We start from the raw sequence: 22570 nt of genomic DNA, 5'->3' as shown, positions 1-22570 counted from the left end.
TCGCTCATAAAAAGAATAAGGTAAAAAGGATTCATTCAGTCGCTTCGTCCCGCTCAGCCGGCTCCCGACATGAGATACAAAATGCCCATGCGCACGGCCACGCCGTTCGCCACCTGATCGAGAATCACGGACGAGAGACTGTCCGCCACGTCGGGCGCGATTTCCACCCCGCGATTGATGGGGCCCGGATGCATGACGATGGCGCCGGGCTCGGCCAGCTTTACGCGTTCGCTGGTCAATCCATAGTGTCGCGCATATTCCCGGATCGTCGGAAACAACGCGCGGCCCTGTCGCTCCAGTTGGAGCCGCAACATCATGATCACGTTGACGCCTCGCAGCGCTTCGTCCAAGTTGTGGTACACCTGCACTCCGAGCTGGCTGATCTGCAGAGGGATCATGGTCGGCGGTCCGACGACCCGCACCTCCGCTCCGAGTTTCGTGAGGGCAAAAATGTTCGAGCGGGCGACGCGGCTATGCGCCACATCGCCGACAATCGCGACGCGTAATCCGGCGAAGCCCATTCGCCGGCTGCGGATGGTGTACAGGTCGAGCAGAGCCTGTGTCGGATGTTCATGCCACCCGTCACCGGCATTGATGACCGAAGACTTGACGCCCCGCGCCAGGGTCTCTGCGGCGCCGGCTGAGGAGTGCCGCAGGACGATGATATCGGCCTGCATGGCTTCGATGTTGCGGGCCGTATCCAGGAGCGTTTCCCCCTTCACCACGCTGCTGGAGGAGGGGGAAAAATTGATGACGTCGGCGCTGAGCCGCTTGGCGGCCAATTCAAACGACGTTCTGGTTCTCGTGCTCGGCTCGAAGAAGAGGTTGACGACCGTCTTGCCTCGTAACGCCGGCACCTTTTTGATCTCCCGGCCGGAGACTTCCTTGAAGGAATCCGCGGTTTCCAGGATCAACGTGATGTCGTCCGCCGACAGGTCGGTCAGGCTGAGCAGGTCTTTCCGTTTGAGCCCCACGACAATGTCTCCGGTTACGCCCTGAGGATGACGACGCGATCCTCTTCCCCGTTTTCTTCGAGATGGACCTCAATGGCCTCTTCTCGTGACGTGGGAATATTTTTGCCGATGTAATTGGCTTTGATGGGCAGTTGCCGATGGCCGCGATCGACCAGTACCGCCAGCTGAATTTCCGCCGGTCGTCCCAGGTCGATCAGGCTATCCATGGCGGCGCGAATGGTGCGGCCGGTGAAGAGCACATCGTCCACGAGGACCACCTTGAGATCGGAAATTTTGAACGGCACCGAGGTCTTGCGGAGGATCGGCTGATCCTTGCGGAGCGACAGGTCGTCACGATAGAGCGTGATGTCCAATTCGCCGATCGGGATCTGGGTGCCCTCGATGTCGTGGATGCGCCGCACGAGACGATGCGCCAGGTGCACGCCCCCCGTCCGGATGCCCACCAAGGCCAGGTCCTTGATGCCCTTATTGCGTTCCAGAATTTCATGCGCGATGCGGGTCACGGCGCGGGCGATATCGCCGGCGTCCATCACCACTCGCTCCTGCCGGTTGCCAGTTGTGGGTTCGGTTGTCATAGGTGGTTCAGTCGATGGGGGCATAAAAAAACCTTCCCATCGGTTTGGATGAGAAGGTGCGGGTTGTCGGACGGCTGGCTGCCGTGTCGTGTGGTCATGATCTCCTTACCCACCTCACAGGATGAGCATTAAAGGCGAGCCGATCTTAACGAGTTGCCCCTACCGTGTCAAGAATTCCGTGCCCCGTGTGGCCTGTGTTGCACGACGACGCCTTCATTGACTCCCTGCATGCCATTTGTTAGCTTCGTGCCGTTGAGAGGCGGTCCGCCTCTCTCGACTATCATCCAGTCACCCGGAATTTATCAGCTCCCATCCTGAAAGGATCGCGCATGACTGCCTCTGCTGCCTCTACCGCCACGCCTGACCTTCTGACCGCTTTGGCCAATAAGGCGACGCACCTTCGCATGGACAGTGTGAAGGCGACGACTGAAGCCGGGAGCGGACATCCCTCCAGCTGTTGTTCGGCCGCAGACATCGTCGCGGTCCTGTTCTTTTCGGTGATGCGGTACGACCCGAAAAACCCGAAATTGCCCAATAGCGATCGATTCGTCCTCTCGAAGGGCCATGCGGCGCCCCTGCTGTATGCGGCCTGGGCGGAAGCCGGGTTGTTTCCCACATCGGAATTGCTCAAATTGCGCACCCTCGGGTCGGATCTCGAAGGCCATCCGACTCCCCGCCTTTCATTCGTGGATATGGCCACCGGTTCGTTGGGGCAGGGATTGCCGGCCGGAGTGGGTCTCGCGTTCAATGCCAAATCAATCGACAAGACCGACTACCGGACCTATGTGCTGATGGGCGATGGCGAATCCGTCGAAGGCTCCGTCTGGGAAGCGGCGGAAGTGGCGCGGCACGCGGCGTTGGATAATTTGTGCGCGATTGTGGATGTGAACCGGTTGGGGCAAAGCGACCCCACGATGTTGCAGCATGACATGGAGGCCTATCGTGCCCGATGGGCCGGGTTCGGCTGGCATGCCATTGTGGTGGACGGTCACGATATCGGCGCCCTCGTGGCAGCGTTTGAGGAAGCGGCGCGGACCAAGGGGCGGCCGACGGTGTTGTTGGCGAAGACCTTCAAGGGGCGCGGCATCTCTTTCATGGAGAATCATCCCGAATGGCACGGAAAGCCCATGAAGAAGGGTGAAGAAACGCAGAAGGCCTTGGATGAGTTGACGCGGCAACTCAAGCCCGGCTCGACGCAACCGCAGATTCCGATGCCGACAGCCGTCAAAGCTGCTGCCCCTGCCAAGGGGACGATGGCGCCTCCGCCCTACAAACTCGGTGATTCAGCGGCGACGCGGGAAGCGTTCGGAGCCGCCCTCCTGGCGCTCGGCGAGGCCAACTCGCAGGTGGTCGCGCTGGATGCGGATGTGAAGAACTCCACCTATAGCGACAAGTTCGGCAAACGGTTTCCGGGCCGCTTCCTGGAGAACTTTATCGCGGAGCAGAACATGCTGGGCGCTGCGGCCGGTATCGCCGCCTGCGGAAAGATTCCCTTTGTGGCGACCTTTGCCGCGTTCTTCACGCGGGCCTACGACTTCATTCGTATGGCGGCGATCAGCCAGTCGAATATTAAACTAGTCGGGACCCACGTCGGCGTCAGCATCGGTGAAGACGGCCCCTCGCAGATGGGGCTCGAAGACCTGGCGATGATGTCGGCGCAGCCCGGTGTGACGGTGCTGTACCCGTCCGACGCGCTTTCGATGTACAAACTGGTGGAAGCGGCTGCCGCTCATAAGGGCATGGTGTATCTCCGCGCCGGTCGGCCCAAGACGCCGGTGATTTATGGCCTGGATGAGCAGTTTAAGATCGGAGGCTCCAAGGTGGTCCGACAGAGTGTTGCCGACCAGCTGACGATCGTGGCGGCCGGCGTGACGTTGTTCGAGGCCTTAAAAGCTCACGATCAATTGAAGGCGGCCGGTATCACGACCCGCGTGGTCGACCTCTACAGCATCGTGCCGGTGGATCGGGCGACGTTGCTCGATTGCGCGCGAGCCACCGGCGGACGATTCCTGACGGTCGAGGACCATTATGCGCACGGAGGCATCGGCGATGCCGTCTTGAGCGCGCTCGCATCGGACGGTGTGCGGGTGCACAAACTGGCCGTGCGGGAGATTCCGCGCAGCGGAAAGCCGGATGAACTCGTCGATCATTTTGGAATTGGAGTACGCTCGATTGTCAAAGCTGCCCAAGAAATCGTCAAAACAGCCTCCCGCTGAACAATCCGGCCCTGCCTTCCCTGCCGGGTTAAATCAGATTCCCCTCCTCCAGATCCTCAGCGCCCAGGATCGCCAAAAGGTCCTGGGCGAAATGATGGAAACCCGTTACGGCAAGGGGCAGTACATCTTCCGCGAAGGGGACCCCACCGAATACTTCCACATCGTCAAGGAAGGCACGGTCAAATGCTTTAAATCCTCCCCAGGCGGGAAGGAATGCATGTTGAAAGTGCTCATGCCGGGTGACCTGTTTTGTTGCGATGCGGCGACCTTCGACGGCGCTTACCATCCAGGAACCGCTCAGCCAATGAGCGAAGTCAGCGTCTTGCGGATGAGGAAAGAAGCCTACTTCGACATGCTGCGCCGGAATCCGGATGCCGCCATGGAAGTGATCCGTCACCTGGGGCACCGGTTGAACGAAGCGCAGGAAAAGGCGAAGATCCTTGCGCTGGACCGGGCCGATCAACGGCTGGCCTCGTTGTTGGCCAGTCTTGCCGAGCGAACTGGGCTGCGGGAGCCGCAAGGCATCCGTCTCTCCGTACGCCTGACCCGCCAGGATATGGCCGATATGGTGGGCGTCACGACCGAAACGGTCATCCGCATCCTCGCGCGTTTCAAACGGGATGGGCTCGTCTCCGGAACCGCTTCCCGCCTTGTGGTCCGTGATCTTCCTCGCTTGAAGCTGCTCGCTTCCACGTAATCGCTTGTTCGATACCACAAGTGAAGAATCTTTTAAAATATGACAAATGTCATATTTTGTAGGCATGCGTTGTCGTATGGTGTAAGAAGTGAGCGTCATATGAGCGCTACGGATGATGCCGGAGAGCAGCGGAACCGAAAGCGCGAGGACCATTTCATAGGAGGCAGGCATGCAAGAGCAGAAGGGTGCACGGAATCACGGACGCGGTCGGTGCAAGACGGCGTCGTTGTTGGGGCTGACATTGGGGTTGGTGGCCGGCATGGGCCTGTCGGCCGAGGCGAAAACCCATGAGGTCAAGATGACGGCGGTCGAGACGGACATCGTGATCGACGGAGGCGGAGAGAAGTATGCCGCCTGGACGTTCAACGGACAGTTTCCCGGTCCGGTGGTACGGGTCACGGAAGGCGATGTCGTCAACTTCACCTTGACGAACCCGGACACGAACAAGAATCCCCATGCGATGGATTTCCATGCCGCAGAAGTCGATTTCTTAACGAACTACCGCGCCGTCAATACCGGCGAGACGCACAGCTTCTCGTTCACGGCGAAGAAGCCGGGGGTGTTCTTCTACCATTGCGGCGCCCCGCCCATGATTCAGCACGTCGCGCGCGGGATGTTCGGAGCCATCATTGTGGATCCCAAAGACGCCAAGGTCTGGCCGAAAGCGGATCGGGAATATGTCTTGGTGCAATCGGAGTATTTCAAGAATCCGAACGACGTGCAGGCGATGTTCGATCGCAAGTACGACGGCATGATGTTCAACGGCGGTATTTTTAAGTATCACCCGTTCGTGACGGGCGGCGGGAAATTGGATGCGAAGCCGGGAGAACGGGTGCGGATTTATTTCGTCAATGCGGGCCCGAATGAGTTTTCCTCGTTTCACCCGATCGGCGAGATTTGGGACAACGTCTATGAAAGCGGCAATCCCGCCAACAATTTGAAGGGCGTGCAGACCTACGTGGTGGGACCGGGCAGCGCGGCCACCTTCGACGTGGTGGTGGAATCTGCCGGCGCCTATCCGCTGGTGACCCATTCGCTCACGGGCGCGTTGCGAGGAGCCATCGCGGTGTTGCTGGCCGGACCGGATGCCAAACCGGCGCCGTTGATGCCGATGGTGCCGTGGGAGCTGCCGGCGAAGTAACGCAGCCGGGTTCATCGATGCACCGGCCGGCTCGAAAGGGCCGGCCGGACAATCCGAAAGCCAGATCATGACCAATCCAATTGTCCCGGGTGTGTGGTTTTTGGGGGAGGCCGATGCGATTTCATGGGATGACGCGGTGCTGCTCGCTCCTGTTCGTCGGATGCCTAGCGAGCCCAGCCAATGCCGACACCTCGCACGAGCGCGTGGCGCTCTTCTTGTCCGGCCAAGACTGTCCCTCTTTCCGCCCGAGTCTCGCTGCGGAGTTGGCGCAGGTTCCCGGCGTCACGCGCGTGGAGCCGGACAGCGTCCCTGATCATGTGCTGATCGATGTGGTCGGCGGCCAGGTCACTTCGGAAGATCTCTTGGCGGCCGCGCGTCGTCGCCTGATTCCCGGTATGCGTTGCCGGATTGAGATCATGCAGTCCTGTATTTCCGCAGGTCCCGCTCCGTTGCCCCGGTAAGCAGCGCTTGCGACTTTTGAACCGTTCAGACAGAGTAGGCGCGGTCTATCCGAAGCTCTCTGCGGAGACTACCGGCGTCATGGCGCACAAATGGACCGGTCTGCTGTGTGGCGCGATCGCAATCGTTGGGTGGTGTCTGGCCTCTGCCGCGTCTCTGTCGGCCCAGGAGGCGATGCTGGAATTTCCCATCCGGCCCTTCAATGTCGATGTCATGCTTCGCCAGCAGACGTTCGCCCCTGACGACCGCGAGATCGGCGTGCAACTCGGGATCACGGCGCTCCGCTACGGCAACGTGGAGGTTCGGACCATCTACCAATACTTCAGCATCCATTCCCAGGAATTCCGGACCGACCAGCATTCCCTGTTTCTCAATCCCCGTTGGAACAACTTCATCGACATTCTGGATTTTCCCACACACAAACCGATCAGTCGCCTGCTCCGTCATATCCTGTTCGGTCCCTTGGAGGATCGGGCGGTCCCGTACGTCGGGCTCCTGGCCGGAGGTGTGCTGCCCGGTCCGGGGAACCACGCGCCGGGCCATTTGATCGGAGGTCAGCTGGGCGTGCGATTTCCTGTGGCACGCAGTCTGTCGGTCGATATCAGCGTGCAATATAGCCAGTACGGCGTAGATTTTCGCGGCGAGGCGGGACAGGCGCAACAATGGGTATTTCTCACAGGCGTTCGGTTTTGATGCGGGCGTCGCGAGTTCGCGTGGGATGGATGGCGGTCCTCTGTCTGTGCCTTCCCGGGTGCGGGCTGTTGATCGACGCGGTCGAGCACGTCTGGCCCGTGTCAGGCAACAAGGTCGATATCATCTGCGAACGTGAACGGGTGCAAGTCGGCCTCGCGATGGAGCCCTTTCGTCCGTTTGTGTTCCCGACGATCTGGACCGACGAGGGCGCTCGGGTCACCGGGCTCGACGTGGAACTGGTGCGGGCGATGACCGATGAATTATCCCGACGGTGCGGACGCACGGTGACCCCTGTCTTGCACCTGGTGCGGTTCAGGGATCTGTTCCGACTGCTGAATGAAGGGCATCTCGATTGGTTTATGTCCGCCGTGGCGATCAATACACCAGCGCCGGCCCGGGCCGGTGTGGCCTATTCCCTACCCTACTTTTACGGCGGTGGGATCAGCGGGATCACGACAAGTCCCGCGGTTCTTGAGCGAGTCCGCGCAAATGTACGAGAGCAGGCGATTCATCCCACTCCCGACCGGCTGGCGGCGACCAGCCATGCGTTGGACGGATTGACGATTGCAGTACAGGACGAAACCAGCGCCTATTATTACGCCGAGGCGAATCTGAGCCCCCACCGGTTGATTCTATGCGATTCGCTCCCGGCCGCGTTTGAGTATGCCGACTCGCAGGCAGAGCCACGTGTCGACGTGATTCTCGGTGCGCAACCGGTGCTGGAGTATATGGTCAAACGGGTTCGTAAAGACTGGTCGCCGTTGACACGGGAAAACGGCCGCCCCTTGTTTTTGACCAAAGCCGATTACGGAGTTGTGGTGGCCGAAGAGAGTTACCACCTGCGGTGGTTGTTGAACGACCTGCTGTTGAAACTCGATGAGTCGGGTCGACTTCGCGAGATGCGAACCAGGTGGCTTGATGAGGAGTACGCCTTTCCACGCCGGGCTTCTCTGGAGGGGTTGTCGTTTGACGTGGAACGGATGGCGGCCCATTACGCACAAGGGACCTGTCGCCTCAAGGTCGAGCCGTAACATCACGGATAGGAGAATGGTCATGAGAACTCACGCGTTCTGCATCCTGGCGGCCGCAGTCCTGTTAGTGATCGCGCAACCGTCGATGGTCGGTGCGGTCGAACGGGCGGAGGCGGAAGAAACGGCGCGGTTGTTGGCAAAGCTCCTGCAATCCGGCCGCATGGTGATCGAACGGAATCAGACGTTGATCGATGATCCCCACAAGGGTGAGAAAGGGTTCACGCCGGAACTATTCGAGCAACAACTCGTGCGGGAGTTTCTGGCCAAGACCGGGATCGATCTCACCGCGCTGCCCGCCGCGCCGGTTTCCATCCTTATCCCGCCGTTGGCGAAAGAACTCTTGCCAGCGCTGGTGCAGGCCAGCCGGGAAGTGGTGCGGGATGCTCAAGTCGTCATCAACCAGCGCGGCATCGGCTATAAGAATTTCATCCCGGCGACGTATGGGAGTCAGGCCTCGGCTCGCTTCTCCAAGTCGGCGCACGTGCGCCTGAAACAGACGGCCATCGAGCCCCGCAATCCGAAAAACGAGCCGGATGAATATGAGGCGTCGGTGCTGAAATGGCTCTCTGCAAGGCCACGCGCGGAAGCCTATGTCAGTGAGCTGACGGACGAGGGGCGTACGTTGCGCGTCGTCATGCCGATCTATTACGCTAAGGATTGCCTCGCCTGTCACGGCGAACCGAAGGGGGATCTCGACATCTCCGGCTACCCCAAAGAAGGGCACAAGGAAGGCGACCTTGCCGGGGCCATCACAGTCACGGCCCCGCTAACGATCCGAAAATGAGACGGCATGCGTCGGTCGGGATTCTGATAACAGGAACGATCGCTGATTGCCGGATGGCGGTTGCCGGATGTCAGGCCTGATTCGGCGCGACGAACACTAGGACTTTCAGCCGCTGTTGCGTGTGATTCTTCACTCCATGCTCATCGCCGGCCGGGGCCATAGTGCCCTGGCCCGGTCGCAGCACCTGCTTTTCTGAGCCGACCTGAAACGTCCCTTCCCCTTCCAGCACAATGTAGACCTTATCCTGCTCGCCGTGAATGTGGCCCTTCTGTTCCTGGCCCGGTTCAAAGCAATAGATGTCGCAAAAAAAACGCGGGGTCTGGAAGAGGTTATTCTTCTTCATTTTCTCGGAACTGAACTGCTGAAAATCTGCGAGCGTGAGTACCTTCATGTCGTGGGCTCCACGGGTCAGGATGAATGTGTTGTGTCCGGTGTGTGCAGGCGCGTCACGATACGGTCGACGGAGATCAAGTGGCGTGAGAGCCCCAAGTCCTGTGCAGGGAGACCCATCGCGAGGCCAAGTAGCTGGGGAAGATGCAGGATGGGAAGGTTCAGCGCCGTTTTGACGGCCTGCCCTGCCCGTTCCTGGTAAATGTCGAGGCTCATGTGGCAGAGCGGACAGGGAGTCACCATGAAGTCCGCGCCATGGTCCTTCGCATCCTTCATATTGGTGCCGGCCATGGCCACCGCGATCGCTTCCTTCTCCAGAATGATAGGAAAGCCGCAGCACTTGGTCCGGCCCGCATAGGCGACCGGTTCCCCGCCGACGGCGAGAATAATTTTTTCGAGCGATGACGGATTCTCAGGATCGTCGAATCCCAACTCCCAGGAGGGCCGGAGCATGTAACATCCGTAGAAAGGGGCGATACGAAAATTACGAAATGGAGACTGGACCGTCTCACCCACGCGGGTGAGTCCGATATCCCGCACCGCGATCCAGAGGAGATGTTTCACCTGGACCCCGCCGCCGTAGCTGATGCCGTCTTGCGCGAGGATGGTATTCACCCGCTCAAGGGTGCCCGGTTCGTTCTTCAGGCGGCGGTTTGCCGCGCTCATCACCCCCTGGCAGGTGCCGCAGATGGTCATGATGTCCAGCCCGAGCCGCTCCGCTTGAGCGAAGGTCCGGGCGTTCAGCGCAAGGGCCACATCCGGATCGGCCTCTCCGATCACGCCGGCGCCGCAACAGGAGGAGGCGGCAAGCTCGACGACCTCGATGCCTAATCGCCCGACGATGGCCATCGTGGATTGATAGAGTTCGGGGGTGGCGCCTTTCGCTGCGCAACCGGGATAGAGGGCAAATTTCAGGGGCATAGAGTGGGTCGCCTGTTCGTCCGGTCTGTCCGTCCCAACATAGCGTATTTCACCCCTCGATGAACAGACGGAATCGGGATTCTCTCGGGTGCGTGAGCCATAGGTGGAATCAGGGAAGTTTTGAAACGGTCTCTTTATAGCTTTTCTTCAGGTCTTCGACGGCGGCGTTCATGTTGTCTTTCAGCTTACTCCAGGCTGAGCTGGTGGAGGCATTCACCTCCTCGAGTTGCTTTCCTGCCTCGGCTTTTTTGTGTTCCAGCTCCTGAAGAGCCTTCTGCATTTCAGTCCGGGCTTCCGCGGAGGCGGCGTTGGTCTTCTTTTGGAGTTCCGCAATTTTGACCTGCATCTCGGCCAGTTCTGCCTGCACCGCCTTCTGGAAGGTCTCCTTTTGCTGAAGCGTATACTGTTTGGTCGCTTCGACGGCCTCCTTGGTATCCCGGATCACCCTGTCGGTTGTAGACGGTTGCGGCTGGTCTCCGGCGGTCGTCCGGGGAGGAAGCGTGAGGGAGGTGCCGATCATGCACAGAAACGCCAGCGTTCTAGCTACGGCCATGCGGGGACTCCTTTTTGTTTTCAGACGGGATGCAGCCATTCGGCCCAACGCGGTCACATTATACTCATTCTCCGGCATGTTCTGTGCCCCCAGATCCCCTGCCGGACGGTTAACCCGCGTTATTCATGACGGTTCGTCGCGAAATTGCCGAGTCACGTGGCGAGCCCGCCGGCCAAAGGCCCGTCGCAGCAGTGAATCGGCGATTGCAGCAGAAGCGCTCATGAATAATGCGGGTTAAGGTTTTGGGAAGAATGAGCCGAAAAGGATCTACAAGGCAGACAATCCCGCAACCTTGACGTGTGGTGTAAGCCCTATGAGCGCTGAACTTCCCAAAGCGACGGACGCGGCCTCTACGGACGCGTTGGAACAGCATCTGATCGAGCGAATCCGGAAGGGAGCGATCGAACTCCCTCTCTTGCCTCAAGTAGCTTCCAGAATTTTGAGTATGGTCTACGATCCGGATGCGGAGGCGGCCAAGCTTGCCGCGCTCATTCATCAGGACCAGGCCCTCGCCGCCCATGTCATCCGGATCGCCAACTCTCCGGCTTACATGACCCGCAATCCTGTGGTGTCGTTACAACATGCCGTCTCGATGCTGGGCATGAACTTGATGTCGGAATTGGCGTTCTCCGCCTCCATCAAAGGCAGTGCCTTCAAGGTGCCGGGGTGGGATGATGAAGTCAAGCGCCTCTGGCAGTATTCACTGGCAAGCGGCGCCTACGCCAAAGAAATTGCCCGCGTCCGCCGGTTCAACGTCGAAAGCGCCTATCTCTGCGGGCTCCTGCACGGGATCGGCAAACCGGTGGTGTTGCAGACGCTGGTCGCGTTGGCCAAGGAACAGAATCTCACCTTGACGCAGGAGTTGTTGCATCAACTGCTGGAAGGCTACTACATCCAGGTGGGCTTGCTCGTCGCCGAAGACTGGGGGCTCCCGCCGCCTGTCGTGGAATCGATCGGCTTTCACAGCGATTACCAGTATGCCAAGACGGCCAAGCAGGAGTGCATGACAACTTGTCTGGCCGGGCGATTGGCCAACCATTTTCTCGATCCCGTCGCATTCGATGAGGCGATGGTCCGTGAGCATGCGGTCTTTGCCGATCTGAACCTCTATCCTAAAGATATCGATGCGCTCTTGGCCCTGAAAGACAAGGTGCAAGCCGTCGTGGAGGCGATGCCGTTGTGATGCCCCCCAATGCCTATGACATTGTGGTGGTGGGGAGCGGTCCGGCTGGCCAGAAGGCCGCCATTCAAGGCGCCAAGGCCGGCAAGAAAGTCGTCCTGATCGAACAGGAACAGGGCATCGGCGGCAACTGTGTGTACCGGGGCACGATTCCCAGTAAGACGCTGCGCGAGACGGCATTGCAGTTCGAGCGTCTCAAACGGTCGAGTGAAGTGTTCGAAGGAAGGCTGCGGCTCGATGTGCCCATGTCCGTGCTGCTGCACCGCCTGGATGAGGTGGTGAAGGCGCACGAGTGTTACATGGCCGACCAACTCACCCGCAACAGCGTGACCTATCGACACGGACGCGCGCGATTTCTCTCGCCGCATGAAGTGGAATTGGAGACCATCGACGGCGCCTGCCAGGCCCTGCGAGCCGACACGATCGTGCTGGCCACGGGGTCCCGACCGCGTTCGATTCCTGAAATTCCTGTCGATCACGAACATGTGCTGGACAGCGATTCGATCCTGTCGATGATCTACTTGCCCCGCTCGTTGACGGTCTTGGGCGGAGGGGTCATCGCCTGCGAATATGCCTCGACCTTTGCGCTGCTGGGTGTCGAAGTCACGCTCATCGATAGGGCCCAGCGTCCCCTGTCGTTCATGGACGCGGAAATCGTCGAGGTGTTTCAGCGCAGCATCGAACGGCAAGGCGGACGGTTTTACGTGGGACAGACCGTCAAGGAAGTGGTGTGGGACGGCGTGTCCTCCGTCGTCGCCAGGCTGGCGAACGGCATGGCGGTCAAGAGCGAAAAGATGCTGGTCGCGCTGGGGCGTCAACCGAACATCGAAGAATTGAATCTTGAGGCGGCCGGGTTGACGTTAGACGAGAAGGGCCGGATCCCCGTCAACGAATACGGGCAAACCCCCGTCGCGCATATTTTTGCCGCCGGCGACATGTTGGGTCGTCCCCCGGCCTTGGCCTCACAAGCGATGGAGGATGGTCGTCGGGCGGTCAGTCACGCCTTGGGCCTTCCAGTCGGCGACTCGCTCAATCAGGTGCCGATCGGAATCTATACCATTCCGGAAATCGCCTCCATCGGACTCGATGAGGAACAGGCTGCAGCCCGGTACCGTGGCCCGCTCGTGGGGCGCGCGCGGTTTACGGAAATCGCCAAGGGGCAGATCACGGGATCCTGCGACGGACTCCTGAAGCTGATTGCCGACCCCTCCGGTGAACGGTTGCTCGGCGTGCAGATCGTCGGCGAGCATGCGACCGAATTGATTCACCTCGGACAGATGGCCTTGCAGGACGGGGCGACCATCGACCGGTTCATCGATTCCATTTTCAGCTTTCCCACGTTTGCCGAAGGGTATCGCGTGGCCGCGCTCGATATTCTGGGCCAACGCCGCAAGCGTCAGAGCACCACTCAAGCGGCCTAATCTCCCGCCCCCTGCCGTCTTCTCCCTCTTTGACCCCCATGCCCTATGTGCGCTACTCTCCGGGGCGACCCGTAAGGTCGCCGCTGGAGGGATCTTCGTGAATCGCAATGAGCGCCGCCGCGATGAAAAATTACATGGGAAGCAGGCCGGAGGTGCCGATGCCCCGGCGGCGCTCCTGCGCGAGGCGCAGCTGCATCATCAGGCCGGACGTCTGGATGAAGCGGAACGGGGCTACCGATCACTGCTCGAGCGCGCACCGACACAGCCGGACGCACTTCATGGCTTAGGCCTCCTGAACTACCGGCACGGTCATTTGAACGACGCGCTCGGGTGGCTGGCAAAGGCCTGTGCCGCCGGTCCGCGGAATCCGATCTATTGGTTCAATCACGGCGTCGTGCTGCAACGCGCAGGACGCACGACGGACGCGGTCGAGGCCTATGGCCAGGCCATCCACTGGAATCCCCGCTACATCGAAGCCCGCACCAATCTCGGGAACGCCTACAAAGAACTGGGACGTCTTTCAGACGCGCAAGCCGCCTATGAGCAGGTCCTGACGCTCAACCCCGATCATGCCGAGGCGCACAACAATCTCGGCGTCGTGCTGAAAGAACAGGGGCGGTTGGATGAAGCCGCGGAGTCGTATCGGCGTGCCATCGCCTTGAAGCCGACTCATGCGGAGGCACAGAACAATCTCGGTCTGGTGCTCCTGGAACAGGGTCGGTTGGACGATGCCATTCGCTGCTTCGAACGCGCGCTTCAGATCGTTCCCGGTTATGGAACCGCGCTCTACAACCTCGGTATTGCCTGGATCTGGCGGGAGGATATACCGCGGGCGCTGCGCTGTTTTGCCGAAACCGCGCAAGCCAAACATGCGCACGGCCGCCCTGTGGCAGAGACGACCGTCTTTCGCTCCCGGCTCAAGCATGATGCCGAGCAGCTAGAGTATCTTCGAGAGAGCGGGCTGTTGGGCGATGAGTGGAACCCCTATCACGAGGCCCTCACTCGACTGTGCGAAAAATTGGAACACTCGGCGACCGATGCGACCGGATCCTCAAATCGCGTGCCGCTGTCGCCTGCCGACATGCAGCCCATTGCGGCCTCGTACAACCGGCTGATCCATATCGCTCCTTGCGAGGCGATCGAGGGAGGGGCGCTGGATGCGGATCTGGACAGCGCAGCCGTGGAGGCCCGCTATCTGGCGACGAATCCGGAGGTGACGTACATCGACGGGTTGTTGGCGGACGAAGCGTTGCAACGGTTGAGACGGTTCTGCTGGGCGTCCACGATCTGGAAGAAGGACTACGAGAACGGCTATATCGGGGCCTTCCTCGGTGATGGATTCGCCTCTCCCCTGCTGCTTCAAATTGCCGAGGAGTTACGCCGCCGGTTTCCCCGCATTTTCGGGACGCATCGCCTGACGCAGGCCTGGGCATTCAAGCACGACAGCGCCAGGCGCGGCTTGAACATTCACGCCGATGCTGCGGCGGTCAACGTCAATTTCTGGATCACGCCGGATGAGGCGAACCTGAATCCTGACAGTGGTGGATTGGTGGTGTGGGATAAGGAAGCGCCCAGGGATTGGGATTTCAAGACGTACAATAGCGACAAGGCCCGAGGTAAGATTTACGAGTGGCTGAACGCGCAGGGGGCGAAGGAAATCAAGATTCCGTATCGGGCGAACCGGGCGGTTGTGTTCAACTCAGATCTGTTCCACGAAACCGATGACATTGCCTTCAAGGAAGGGTTCACCAACCGGCGTATCAATATCACGCTGCTGTACGGGCATCGGCATCGCCCCTGAGTAACTTCTCAAAATCTTCCGCGCAGACAGGCCGGCTGAACAGGTAGCCTTGCACCTCGTCGCATCCTTCTTCCCGTAACCGTGCCAACTGGCCTTCTGTTTCCACTCCTTCGGCCAAGACCGAGAGATTCAGACTGTGCGCCATCGCGATGATCGCCCGGGTGATCTTCACGTTGTTTTCGTTGGTGAGCAGATCGCGGACAAACGATTGATCGATCTTCAAACGGCTCAGGGGAAAACGCTGAAGATAACTGAGGGACGAATACCCGGTGCCGAAGTCGTCGATGGAGAGGCGGACACCCATGGTGCGGAGGCCTTCCAGCATGGTGACCGACGCCTCGACGTCCCGCATGGCGATGGACTCGGTCAGTTCCAGCTCCAGTTGCGATGGATTCAGCCCGGAGTCCCGAAGCGCATCGGCCACCGTGGCGGGCAGCGTCCGTCCATGAAACAGGGAATTGGACACGTTGGCCGACACGGTGATGGGCGGCAGGCCGGCCGTTTCCCAGGCCTTCACCTGGCGGCAGGCTTCGCGGAGCACCCATTCGTCCATCGGGCGGATGAGGCCCGTGTCGATGGCCGCATTCAAGAAGACTCCCGGCGGCACCAGGCCGCGTTTGGGATGTTTCCAACGGACGAGCGCTTCCGCGCCCAGTATCTTGCGTGAATGGATGTTCAGCTTCGGCTGATAGAAGACGACAAACTCTTCCCGTTCCAAGGCGCGACGGAGTTCGTTTTCCAGGTCGAGGCGTTCGGCCGCGGCGGCGTTCAAGCCGGACGAATAAAACTGGCAGTTGTTCCGCCCCTGCTCTTTCGCGTGGTACATCGCGGTGTCGGCGTTCTTGAGCAGCGCTTCCACGGTGGCGCCGTCCGAGGGAAAGATCGAAATGCCGATGCTCGCGGAAATAAAAATTTCATGCCCGTCGATGCTGAGGGGGTGCGCCAATGCCTCCAGTATCCGACGGGCCACCCGGCCTGCGTCTTCCGGCGTCGGCAAGGCCGTGAGCAAAATGGTGAACTCATCGCCGCCGAGTCGCGCGAGGGCATGCGTCGGTTCGTGGTCGGCATGCCGGCCGACCGAGTCGCTCTGACGAACCGACTCACTCAACCGTTCGGCCACATGTGTCAGCAAGCGGTCTCCCACCGTGTGCCCCAGTGTATCGTTGATCACCTTGAACCGATCCAAGTCGATAAACAGGGTGGCCAGATGCTGATGGTAGCGTTCGGCGTAGGACAGGGCGTTGGAGAGGCGATCTTTGAACAACACACGGTTGGCCAGGCCCGTCAGGCTGTCGTAGTATGCAAGTTGATGGATGGCCCGTTCAGCCTGTTTGCGTTCGGTGATGTCCTGGGCGGTCCCGATGACCGTCAGCTCGTCCGTCTCTTCTTCGCGCACCCCTTCGGCCTGGAGATGAATGATGAAGTCGGTCCCGTTCGGCAACACGACGCGGTGGTCGATATCGCAGGGCGTGTGCTGCGAGACTAATCGCTCCAGCGCCTTGGTCACAACGGATCGGTCGTCTGGGTGAATCAGATTCAGGAAGGCCTCGAAGGTGCCGCCGAAATCCTGGGGACGCACGCCCAGCAGGCGGCATAATTCATTGGACATACTCAAACGATTCGTCTTGGGATTCCAGTCCCAGTTGCCGATCCGGGCGATCCGCTGGGCCAATTCCAGCCGCGATTCGCTTCGGATGAGCGCGTGCAGCACGTTGTTGGTTCTGAGCATGTACCGGACATGGTGGCAGAGAATCGTGGCGTTGACCGGTTTGGTGATGAAATCCGTAGCGCCGTGCTGATAGGCCTGCGCGATGGAATGTGCGTCATCCAATCCCGTGAGGATCAAAATCGGGACGCGTTTGCCGCGAGGAAGCGTGCGAAGCCGGGAACAGGTCAGATACCCGTCCATGTCCGGCATCATAATATCCAGGACGACCAGATCAGGTGCCAGTGCCTCGAATTTCACCAGCGCATCCTGCCCTCCGGTGGCCTCGGCCACGGTCATGCCGGCCGGTTCCAATGCGTTCCGAACAAAGAGCCGTGAGAGCGGGTCGTCGTCGGCGATCAGGATCGTGGGACGGGTTTGAGTCATCGTATGGTCTTCAGGCACAGGTGGTTATAGCGCGGGCGCATGGGTTCCCGGGGCGAGAATGCCTCGGGTGCCTCTGACAGGCCTGCCTGTTTCGCTCTCGTGTGAGAGTATCAAACTTCTGAATAAGCGCTACATAATTAGCACTTGTTGAGCAGCGTAGGCCGCTCCCATCCCTAAGTGGAAATCTGGTGGACTCAAAGCCGACGGCGGGAATGTCCGTGCCGGTGAATCAACCCCTGTCCGGTGTCTCGACGGGATTCCCGGCCGGGACGAAGCGCTGTTCCCCGGCTTCCATGAGGATGCCGGCCAAGAGCGTGCGAACCCGGCTCATGAGTCCTCGCATGGTCAGGGTCAAGAGGATGACCATCACCAGGAGCAGCGGTCCGATGACCAGGGCCACGTCCCGCCCCAGATCATCCTCCGAACGAAGGGCTGCGGCCTCCGGCGGGGTTGCGACAACCAGTCTGATCCATCCTGCGATACGGTTGTCCTGGCGGAAGGGCTCGATCACGATCATGACCGGCCTCCCCTTGTCTACCCCGTGAGTGATGGAACTGCTCTGACTGTTGCGTGCAGCCGGCCATGCGGCATCCTGCATCGGGCTGCCGATGATGGCCGGATTACTGGCGGCCACGATCATGTTGTCCGTTGTGATGACGGCGGCATCGAGCAGATTGGCCTGTCTGGCATGTTGTTCCAGGGTCTGTTGAACGGTGCCCAGACTCTCGCCGGGGAGCGACTCACTGAACCAGGCCACGGTTCGCGCCATGGCGCGTGCGCTCTGCTCGGCCGCCATGATGGCCGCCGCATTGCGCTGTGAGACGAGCGAACGATCGTGCTGAGCCAGGAGCACATAGAGCGCCGCCGCGCAGCAGGCGGAGACGATCACGCTGATGAACACCGCCGGAAGCCAGGTGCGGGGCAATCGGGACGCGTGAGCCATGCTGTATCCTCCTCGGTCAGGGTCGTGACGTGCCGGGACCGTCTTGCCGGTCGTTGGCCCGTTCATAGGGTTGGCGCGTGAGTTCTTTGACAATGCCTTGGAGGCGAGTCCATTCGTCCGGTTGCAGGGACACGAATTCGATGCCGATGCGGCCGTCGCGGCACCAGCGTACCACGGCTTGCTGAATGGTCAGAGCGGCGGCATCACCGGCGGGCTGGATGCGAAGTTCAAGAGTGGTGCCTGGATGCACGGCTGTCGCGCTCAGGATCCCGCAACCGCGCAGGGACAGATCGACGACATTGCCCTCCCCGCCGACGCGGTTGACCGAACTGAAGGAACTGCGAAAGTGAACTGAAAAACGAGGATGGTGGCGTTGGTCCATGATCGGCTAGCGCTGGTACAAGGCTAGCCCTTTATATTGCCGATTGGTTTGAGTTCCGCTACTTTTTTTGTGATTCCCGCGTGATCCACCGTCTCGACGACATCGGAAATGTTCTTGTACGCGAACCCGGCTTCTTCAGCCAGACCCGACATGGATACGGCTTTGACCAGAATGCCGTGCTGTTTCATGTCGCGCATGAGCTGCTCGCCGCGCACCGTGCGTTTCGCCTGCGCGCGCGACATGGTCCGGCCGGACCCGTGCATGGTCGAGCCGAACGTCTCCTGCATCGCCCGATCCGTGCCGACGAGAAGATACGAGCCGGTCTCCATGGAGCCGCCGCAGATGACCGGCTGGCCGATCCCTCGATAACAGGCCGGGAGTTCAGGGCTTCCGGGCCCGAATGCCCGCGTGGCGCCTTTCCGGTGCACGAGCCACTCCCCGTCCCGGTAGCGTTCCACCTTGGCGATGTTATGCGCCACATCGTAGATCAGCTGCATGCCCAGGCGCCGGGCGCTTTCTCCGAACACCGCTTCGAAGGCCTCGCGAATCTGATGCGTGATGACTTGCCGGTTGGCGAACGCGGTGTTGGCCGCGCAGTTCATCGCGCCGAAATAGTCCTGTCCTTCCGGTGAGCGAAACGGCGCACAGGCGAGTTGCTGATCTTTGACGGAGATCCCGTACCGGCGCATGGCTTTCTCGAACACCTTGAGGTAGTCACTCGCCACTTGGTGGCCGAATCCGCGCGAACCGCAATGGACCATCACGACAACCTGATCGCGACCGGTCAACCCCATGGCCGCGGCGGTCGCACGATCGTAGATCCCTTTGTCGGAGAGCACCTGTATTTCCAGGTAGTGGTTGCCGGATCCCAGGGTGCCGAGTTGGTTGATGCCGCGTTCGATGGCGTAGTCCGTCACATGGGTGGGGTCTGCGCCCTCCAGACAACCGCGTTCCTCGATGCGTTCGAGGTCCTCCTCCCAGCCATATCCTTTGGAGATGCACCAGCCGGCTCCCTGCCGCATAACGTCGCGAAAGTCATGCCGGGAAAGATTCACGAAGCCGCGCGATCCGACACCGGCAGGGACGCGCCGGAAGAGTTCCGTCATCAGCAGTTCCAGTTTCGATTGCACCTCGGAGAGCGACAAGTCGGTACGGATCAGCCGCATCCCGCAGTTGATATCGTAGCCGACGCCGCCGGGTGAGATGACTCCATCCTCAGGATTGAATGCGGCCACACCGCCGATGGGAAAGCCGTACCCCCAATGTCCATCGGGCATACAGAGGGCATAACGATGGATACCGGGGAGACAGGCCACGTTGGTGACCTGATCGAAGACGCCCCTATCCATCGCACCGAGGATCGCCGCGCTGGCGTAGATGCGAGCCGGGACCAGCATGCCCGGCTTTTCAGAGGGCGGAATTTCCCAGAGGTAGTCGTTGATCTTGACGACCTGCATATCGGTGTTCAGTTTCATACGTCCAGCCGGATGCTGAAAAAGGCCTCCAACGTCGTGCTCGGGCACTTAATCCCCTCGACGTACGCTGAGTACGCCTCGGGGCCTTCGCGTCCTGCGGCCTAGTTGGCGATCCTTTTTGAGCATCCTTGTATTGAATGAAGGTGATTCTGCGCGAAGGGGTGCTTCATACGTCCAGCACCACCCTGGCCTTCCAGCTTATCCCCTCTAGTGTGACCGCATACAGATGTTTGGTGACGCCTTTGACGTCTGAGCGCAGGTCCTGTGTCGCGGGATCGACCGGTGCACCGGTCAGTTCGGCATGGAGGTGCCAGGCTGTGTGGGCCTCATTCTGATTCAGCGACAATGTCGCCCGATGGAAGACCACGCCCTGCGCATCTTTCAAATAGACGAGCCGTCCCAGCCATTCGAACAGGAGCGTCTCGATGTCCGCTTCTTCCATGTCCACGCTGTGCCGCCACGTTTCGGCGATGGTGACAGGATCGGCCAGGCTTTCGATGAGAGCTTGCGTCGCGGCCTCGAAGAGGGCCGGCAAAGACTCTCCCTCGGCATCGAATGCCATATCGGCCAGCGCGATGTCGTCGAGGAATCGGAAAGAGCCCGGCATGGGCGTCAGGCGCGCGGAGCCCGACGGCGCGCAGCGGCAAAGATGGCCCGGACCTGTTCGATGCCCGGAATGGTGTGGCCGAACGGCAACGGTACCTTTCCTTTGAGCCACATACGCACGCCGAGCGGCATGACATCCAGCACCCGTCGGAGATTGAACCCGAGGACCTTCAACGGCATCAATGCTTCATTCAAACGTCCCTCGTGGCGGACCAGGTCGACGAAGCCGGTGATGTGACGAGCGCCTTCGGCTGAGGTCAATCCATGCCGGAGGGACGAGCGACGCAAACGAATGATCGCCTCCATCGGCTGCACATCCTTCGGGCAGACTTGCACGCACATGTTGCAGCGGGTGCAGTCCCAGATGCCATCGGCCTCCTGGAGCGCGGTGAGTCTGGCCTGTTTCGCCCCTGCCGGTTCGCGCGGGTCGGCGACGAATCGCGCAGACTTCGCGAGCGCCGCCGGGCCGAGAAAACCTCGTGAGATTTCATGGGAGGTGCAGGCGGCCACACAGGCCCCGCACATGATACAGGCGTCTACGTTATGAAACTGGTACGACTCCGGCAACAGGCGAAGTTGTCCGGATGACCCGTATCGTTTGGTGGGATGGGTTTCGGGCGTCAGCCAGGGCGTGACGGCCCGGATCTTCTCCCAGAACGGCGACATATCGACCACCAGGTCTTTGATGACCGGGAGGTTGGGCAAGGGCTCGATCGAGATTCTGCCGTGGCGTTCGAGTTCTTTGCGGATGGACGTCCGGCAGGCCAGCTTTTCCGTGCCGTTGATATGCATGGCACAGGAGCCGCAAATGGCGGATCGACAGGAATAACGCAACGCCAACCGGCCGTCGAGTTCATTCTTGATCCGGATCAAAGCCTCGAGCACGGTCATGCCCCGCCCGATGTCGAGACGATAGTCTTCCCGGTGAGGCTGTTGATCGGTTTCGGGATTAAAACGCTGGATGGTAAAGGTCAGGCGCATAGAATCGTGAGGCGTGAGACCTAAAACGTGAAACCGGAAAAGAGAGCCGCCCCTAGGTTGAGGGAGCGCGTACCATGGGTCAGCCGAGTTCGAAGACTTTCGGGTAATTCGTCAAATTCCGGCAGCCGTCTTTCGTCACGAGGACCATGTCTTCGATACGCACCGCGCCGAGGCCCGGGTAGTAGAGTCCCGGCTCGACGGTGACGACATGTCCTTCCTGCAGCAGCGAACCGGTCCGGCTGATACGGGGCGCTTCGTGAATATCCAAGCCGACGCCATGGCCGGTGCCGTGAAAATACCCCTGCATGCGGCCGTTGACCAGGCCGGTCTTGTAGCCCGCCTTCTCGAACCGATCGCAGATGCCCTGATGGATGGCAGCCCCGTCGGCGCCGTCGCGAATCTTGGTAATGGCTTCTTCCTGCGCGTCTTTGACGGCGTGATAGAGGCGCGTCAATTCCGGCGAGGGTGTGCCGCGGACGACCGTGCGGGACATGTCGGCGAAGTAACGGGTGCCGGCCGAGCGCGGAAAAACATCGAAAATAATGCTGCGATGAGCCGGCAGCGGGCCGCTGCCCTCATCATGGGGATCGCAGGCCTGCTCCCCGCCCGCCACGATGGTATGTTGCGCGACGCAGTCACATTCCATCAGGGCGACGTTGATCAATTTTTTGACCCGCTCGGAGGTCAGCATCTCGCCGTCCAGCCAGAGGACGTTGTCGCGAATCTCGGCGCGTCGAAGGGTCTGGTGCGCGGCGGCCACGGCTGTTTCCGTTGCTCGCTGGGCGGCTTCGATGTGCCGAACTTCGTCGTCCGATTTCATCACCCGCTGTTCGTAGAACGGTTCGCGTTTGGTGCGCAGCCGATAGCCGAGTTCCTGGAGGCGGCTCGCATGGAGAAAGGGAAACGTCGGAGGTACCAGAATGTCTTTCAGGCCGGCATCCTGCAAGACCAGATGAATCACATCGATCGTGCCGGGATCTTTCACGCCCTGCGATTTGGCCCGCCGCTCCAACTCGGAATAGGACAATACGCGATCGACCGTCGCCTGGTTACGCGCCCGGTCCACTTCCAGATCGCTCATGACCATGAGCCGTTCACCCTTCACTTCAAGATAAATGAAGGGATCCGGCGCGATGAAGCGGGTGGCGTAATAGAGATTGGAATCGGTTTCGCTGGCGGCGATGAAGAGCGTCGCGCTCTGTTCGGGGCGGCTGTTGTGTTCGGTCGAGTGGCTCATGAGATGGGTGCGTTCACG

Annotated in this window: 22 protein-coding genes; 10 read left to right on the top strand and 12 right to left on the bottom strand. The window is 60.3% G+C overall.

Annotation, left to right across the window (positions count from 1 at the left end):
* Window positions 1-53: 53 nt before the first annotated feature.
* Complete coding sequence (locus NSND_RS02745; RefSeq protein WP_080877502.1) at window positions 54-974, bottom strand: aspartate carbamoyltransferase catalytic subunit; 921 nt, start codon at window positions 972-974, stop codon at window positions 54-56.
* A gap of 14 nt (window positions 975-988) precedes the next feature.
* Window positions 989-1549: a bifunctional pyr operon transcriptional regulator/uracil phosphoribosyltransferase PyrR gene (pyrR, locus tag NSND_RS02740; protein ID WP_200810463.1), complete on the bottom strand. Its 561-nt coding sequence runs from the start codon at window positions 1547-1549 to the stop codon at window positions 989-991.
* A 329-nt stretch (window positions 1550-1878) separates the two neighbouring features.
* Here pyrR and NSND_RS02735 point away from each other — a divergent pair, with 329 nt between their 5' ends.
* The 7 genes from NSND_RS02735 (at window position 1879) to NSND_RS02705 (ending at window position 8570) form a co-directional block, all read left to right on the top strand.
* Complete coding sequence (locus tag NSND_RS02735; RefSeq protein WP_080877500.1) at window positions 1879-3765, top strand: transketolase; 1887 nt, start codon at window positions 1879-1881, stop codon at window positions 3763-3765.
* Window positions 3722-4462: a Crp/Fnr family transcriptional regulator gene (locus NSND_RS02730; protein ID WP_159450599.1), complete on the top strand. Its 741-nt coding sequence runs from the start codon at window positions 3722-3724 to the stop codon at window positions 4460-4462. The genes NSND_RS02735 and NSND_RS02730 overlap by 44 nt, the downstream gene beginning before the upstream one ends.
* 169 nt (window positions 4463-4631) lie before the next feature.
* The gene (locus NSND_RS02725) at window positions 4632-5603 is read left to right on the top strand and encodes a multicopper oxidase domain-containing protein (protein WP_080877498.1); all 972 of its coding nucleotides are present in this window, start codon (window positions 4632-4634) and stop codon (window positions 5601-5603) included.
* 113 nt (window positions 5604-5716) lie between these two features.
* The gene (locus tag NSND_RS02720) at window positions 5717-6064 is read left to right on the top strand and encodes a hypothetical protein (protein WP_080877497.1); all 348 of its coding nucleotides are present in this window, start codon (window positions 5717-5719) and stop codon (window positions 6062-6064) included.
* Window positions 6065-6143: 79 nt separating this feature from the next.
* Entirely contained in the window at window positions 6144-6755 is a 612-nt protein-coding gene (locus NSND_RS02715) for a hypothetical protein (protein WP_080877496.1), read from the top strand.
* The gene (locus NSND_RS02710; RefSeq protein ID WP_159450598.1) at window positions 6755-7786 is read left to right on the top strand and encodes a substrate-binding periplasmic protein; all 1032 of its coding nucleotides are present in this window, start codon (window positions 6755-6757) and stop codon (window positions 7784-7786) included. Before NSND_RS02715 ends, NSND_RS02710 begins: the two co-directional genes overlap by 1 nt.
* Window positions 7787-7808: 22 nt before the next feature.
* Window positions 7809-8570, top strand: coding sequence for a Tll0287-like domain-containing protein (locus NSND_RS02705; protein WP_159450597.1), 762 nt, complete (start codon window positions 7809-7811; stop codon window positions 8568-8570).
* 70 nt (window positions 8571-8640) lie between these two features.
* Here the strand turns inward: NSND_RS02705 and NSND_RS02700 are convergent, their stop codons facing one another.
* The 3 genes from NSND_RS02700 to NSND_RS02690 form a co-directional block, all read right to left on the bottom strand.
* Complete coding sequence (locus NSND_RS02700; RefSeq protein WP_080877493.1) at window positions 8641-8961, bottom strand: cupin domain-containing protein; 321 nt, start codon at window positions 8959-8961, stop codon at window positions 8641-8643.
* Window positions 8962-8978: 17 nt separating this feature from the next.
* Window positions 8979-9881: a CoB--CoM heterodisulfide reductase iron-sulfur subunit B family protein gene (locus NSND_RS02695; RefSeq protein ID WP_080877492.1), complete on the bottom strand. Its 903-nt coding sequence runs from the start codon at window positions 9879-9881 to the stop codon at window positions 8979-8981.
* A 109-nt stretch (window positions 9882-9990) separates the two neighbouring features.
* Window positions 9991-10434 (bottom strand): sll1863 family stress response protein, encoded by a 444-nt coding sequence (locus tag NSND_RS02690; protein ID WP_080877491.1) that lies wholly within the window; start codon window positions 10432-10434, stop codon window positions 9991-9993.
* Window positions 10435-10747: 313 nt separating this feature from the next.
* Between NSND_RS02690 and NSND_RS02685 the strand changes: the two genes are divergently transcribed.
* The 3 genes from NSND_RS02685 (at window position 10748) to NSND_RS02675 (ending at window position 14836) form a co-directional block, all read left to right on the top strand.
* Complete coding sequence (locus tag NSND_RS02685) at window positions 10748-11617, top strand: HDOD domain-containing protein (protein ID WP_080877490.1); 870 nt, start codon at window positions 10748-10750, stop codon at window positions 11615-11617.
* Window positions 11617-13035: a Si-specific NAD(P)(+) transhydrogenase gene (sthA, locus tag NSND_RS02680; protein WP_080877489.1), complete on the top strand. Its 1419-nt coding sequence runs from the start codon at window positions 11617-11619 to the stop codon at window positions 13033-13035. Before NSND_RS02685 ends, sthA begins: the two co-directional genes overlap by 1 nt.
* A gap of 97 nt (window positions 13036-13132) precedes the next feature.
* On the top strand, window positions 13133-14836 hold the full coding sequence (locus NSND_RS02675) for a tetratricopeptide repeat protein (RefSeq protein ID WP_143833362.1): 1704 nt from the start codon (window positions 13133-13135) through the stop codon (window positions 14834-14836).
* On the opposite strand, the gene NSND_RS02670 is transcribed toward NSND_RS02675, so the two are convergent.
* From NSND_RS02670 to NSND_RS02640, 7 genes are all read right to left on the bottom strand, one after another.
* Window positions 14802-16928, bottom strand: coding sequence for a putative bifunctional diguanylate cyclase/phosphodiesterase (locus NSND_RS02670; RefSeq protein WP_080877487.1), 2127 nt, complete (start codon window positions 16926-16928; stop codon window positions 14802-14804). The genes NSND_RS02675 and NSND_RS02670 overlap by 35 nt on opposite strands.
* Before the next feature lie 229 nt (window positions 16929-17157).
* Complete coding sequence (locus tag NSND_RS02665; protein ID WP_080877486.1) at window positions 17158-17871, bottom strand: hypothetical protein; 714 nt, start codon at window positions 17869-17871, stop codon at window positions 17158-17160.
* A 16-nt stretch (window positions 17872-17887) separates the two neighbouring features.
* The gene (locus NSND_RS02660) at window positions 17888-18253 is read right to left on the bottom strand and encodes a PilZ domain-containing protein (RefSeq protein ID WP_080877485.1); all 366 of its coding nucleotides are present in this window, start codon (window positions 18251-18253) and stop codon (window positions 17888-17890) included.
* 23 nt (window positions 18254-18276) lie between these two features.
* Window positions 18277-19728, bottom strand: a complete 1452-nt coding sequence (locus NSND_RS02655) for an RtcB family protein (RefSeq protein WP_143833361.1) — start codon at window positions 19726-19728, stop codon at window positions 18277-18279.
* A 166-nt stretch (window positions 19729-19894) separates the two neighbouring features.
* Complete coding sequence (locus NSND_RS02650) at window positions 19895-20335, bottom strand: archease (RefSeq protein ID WP_080877484.1); 441 nt, start codon at window positions 20333-20335, stop codon at window positions 19895-19897.
* 5 nt (window positions 20336-20340) lie between these two features.
* Window positions 20341-21315, bottom strand: a complete 975-nt coding sequence (locus tag NSND_RS02645; protein WP_080877483.1) for a succinate dehydrogenase/fumarate reductase iron-sulfur subunit — start codon at window positions 21313-21315, stop codon at window positions 20341-20343.
* A gap of 79 nt (window positions 21316-21394) precedes the next feature.
* Window positions 21395-22552 carry a M24 family metallopeptidase gene (locus tag NSND_RS02640; protein ID WP_080877482.1) on the bottom strand — a complete coding sequence of 386 codons (1158 nt, stop codon included), beginning with the start codon at window positions 22550-22552 and terminating at the stop codon, window positions 21395-21397.
* Between the last annotated feature and the right edge of the window lie 18 nt (window positions 22553-22570).

This window comes from Nitrospira sp. ND1 (assembly GCF_900170025.1).
Classification (GTDB): Bacteria; Nitrospirota; Nitrospiria; order Nitrospirales; family Nitrospiraceae; genus Nitrospira_A.
The sequence above is the reverse complement of the archived record's forward strand: the minus strand, read 5'-3'. Positions and strand labels throughout refer to the sequence as shown.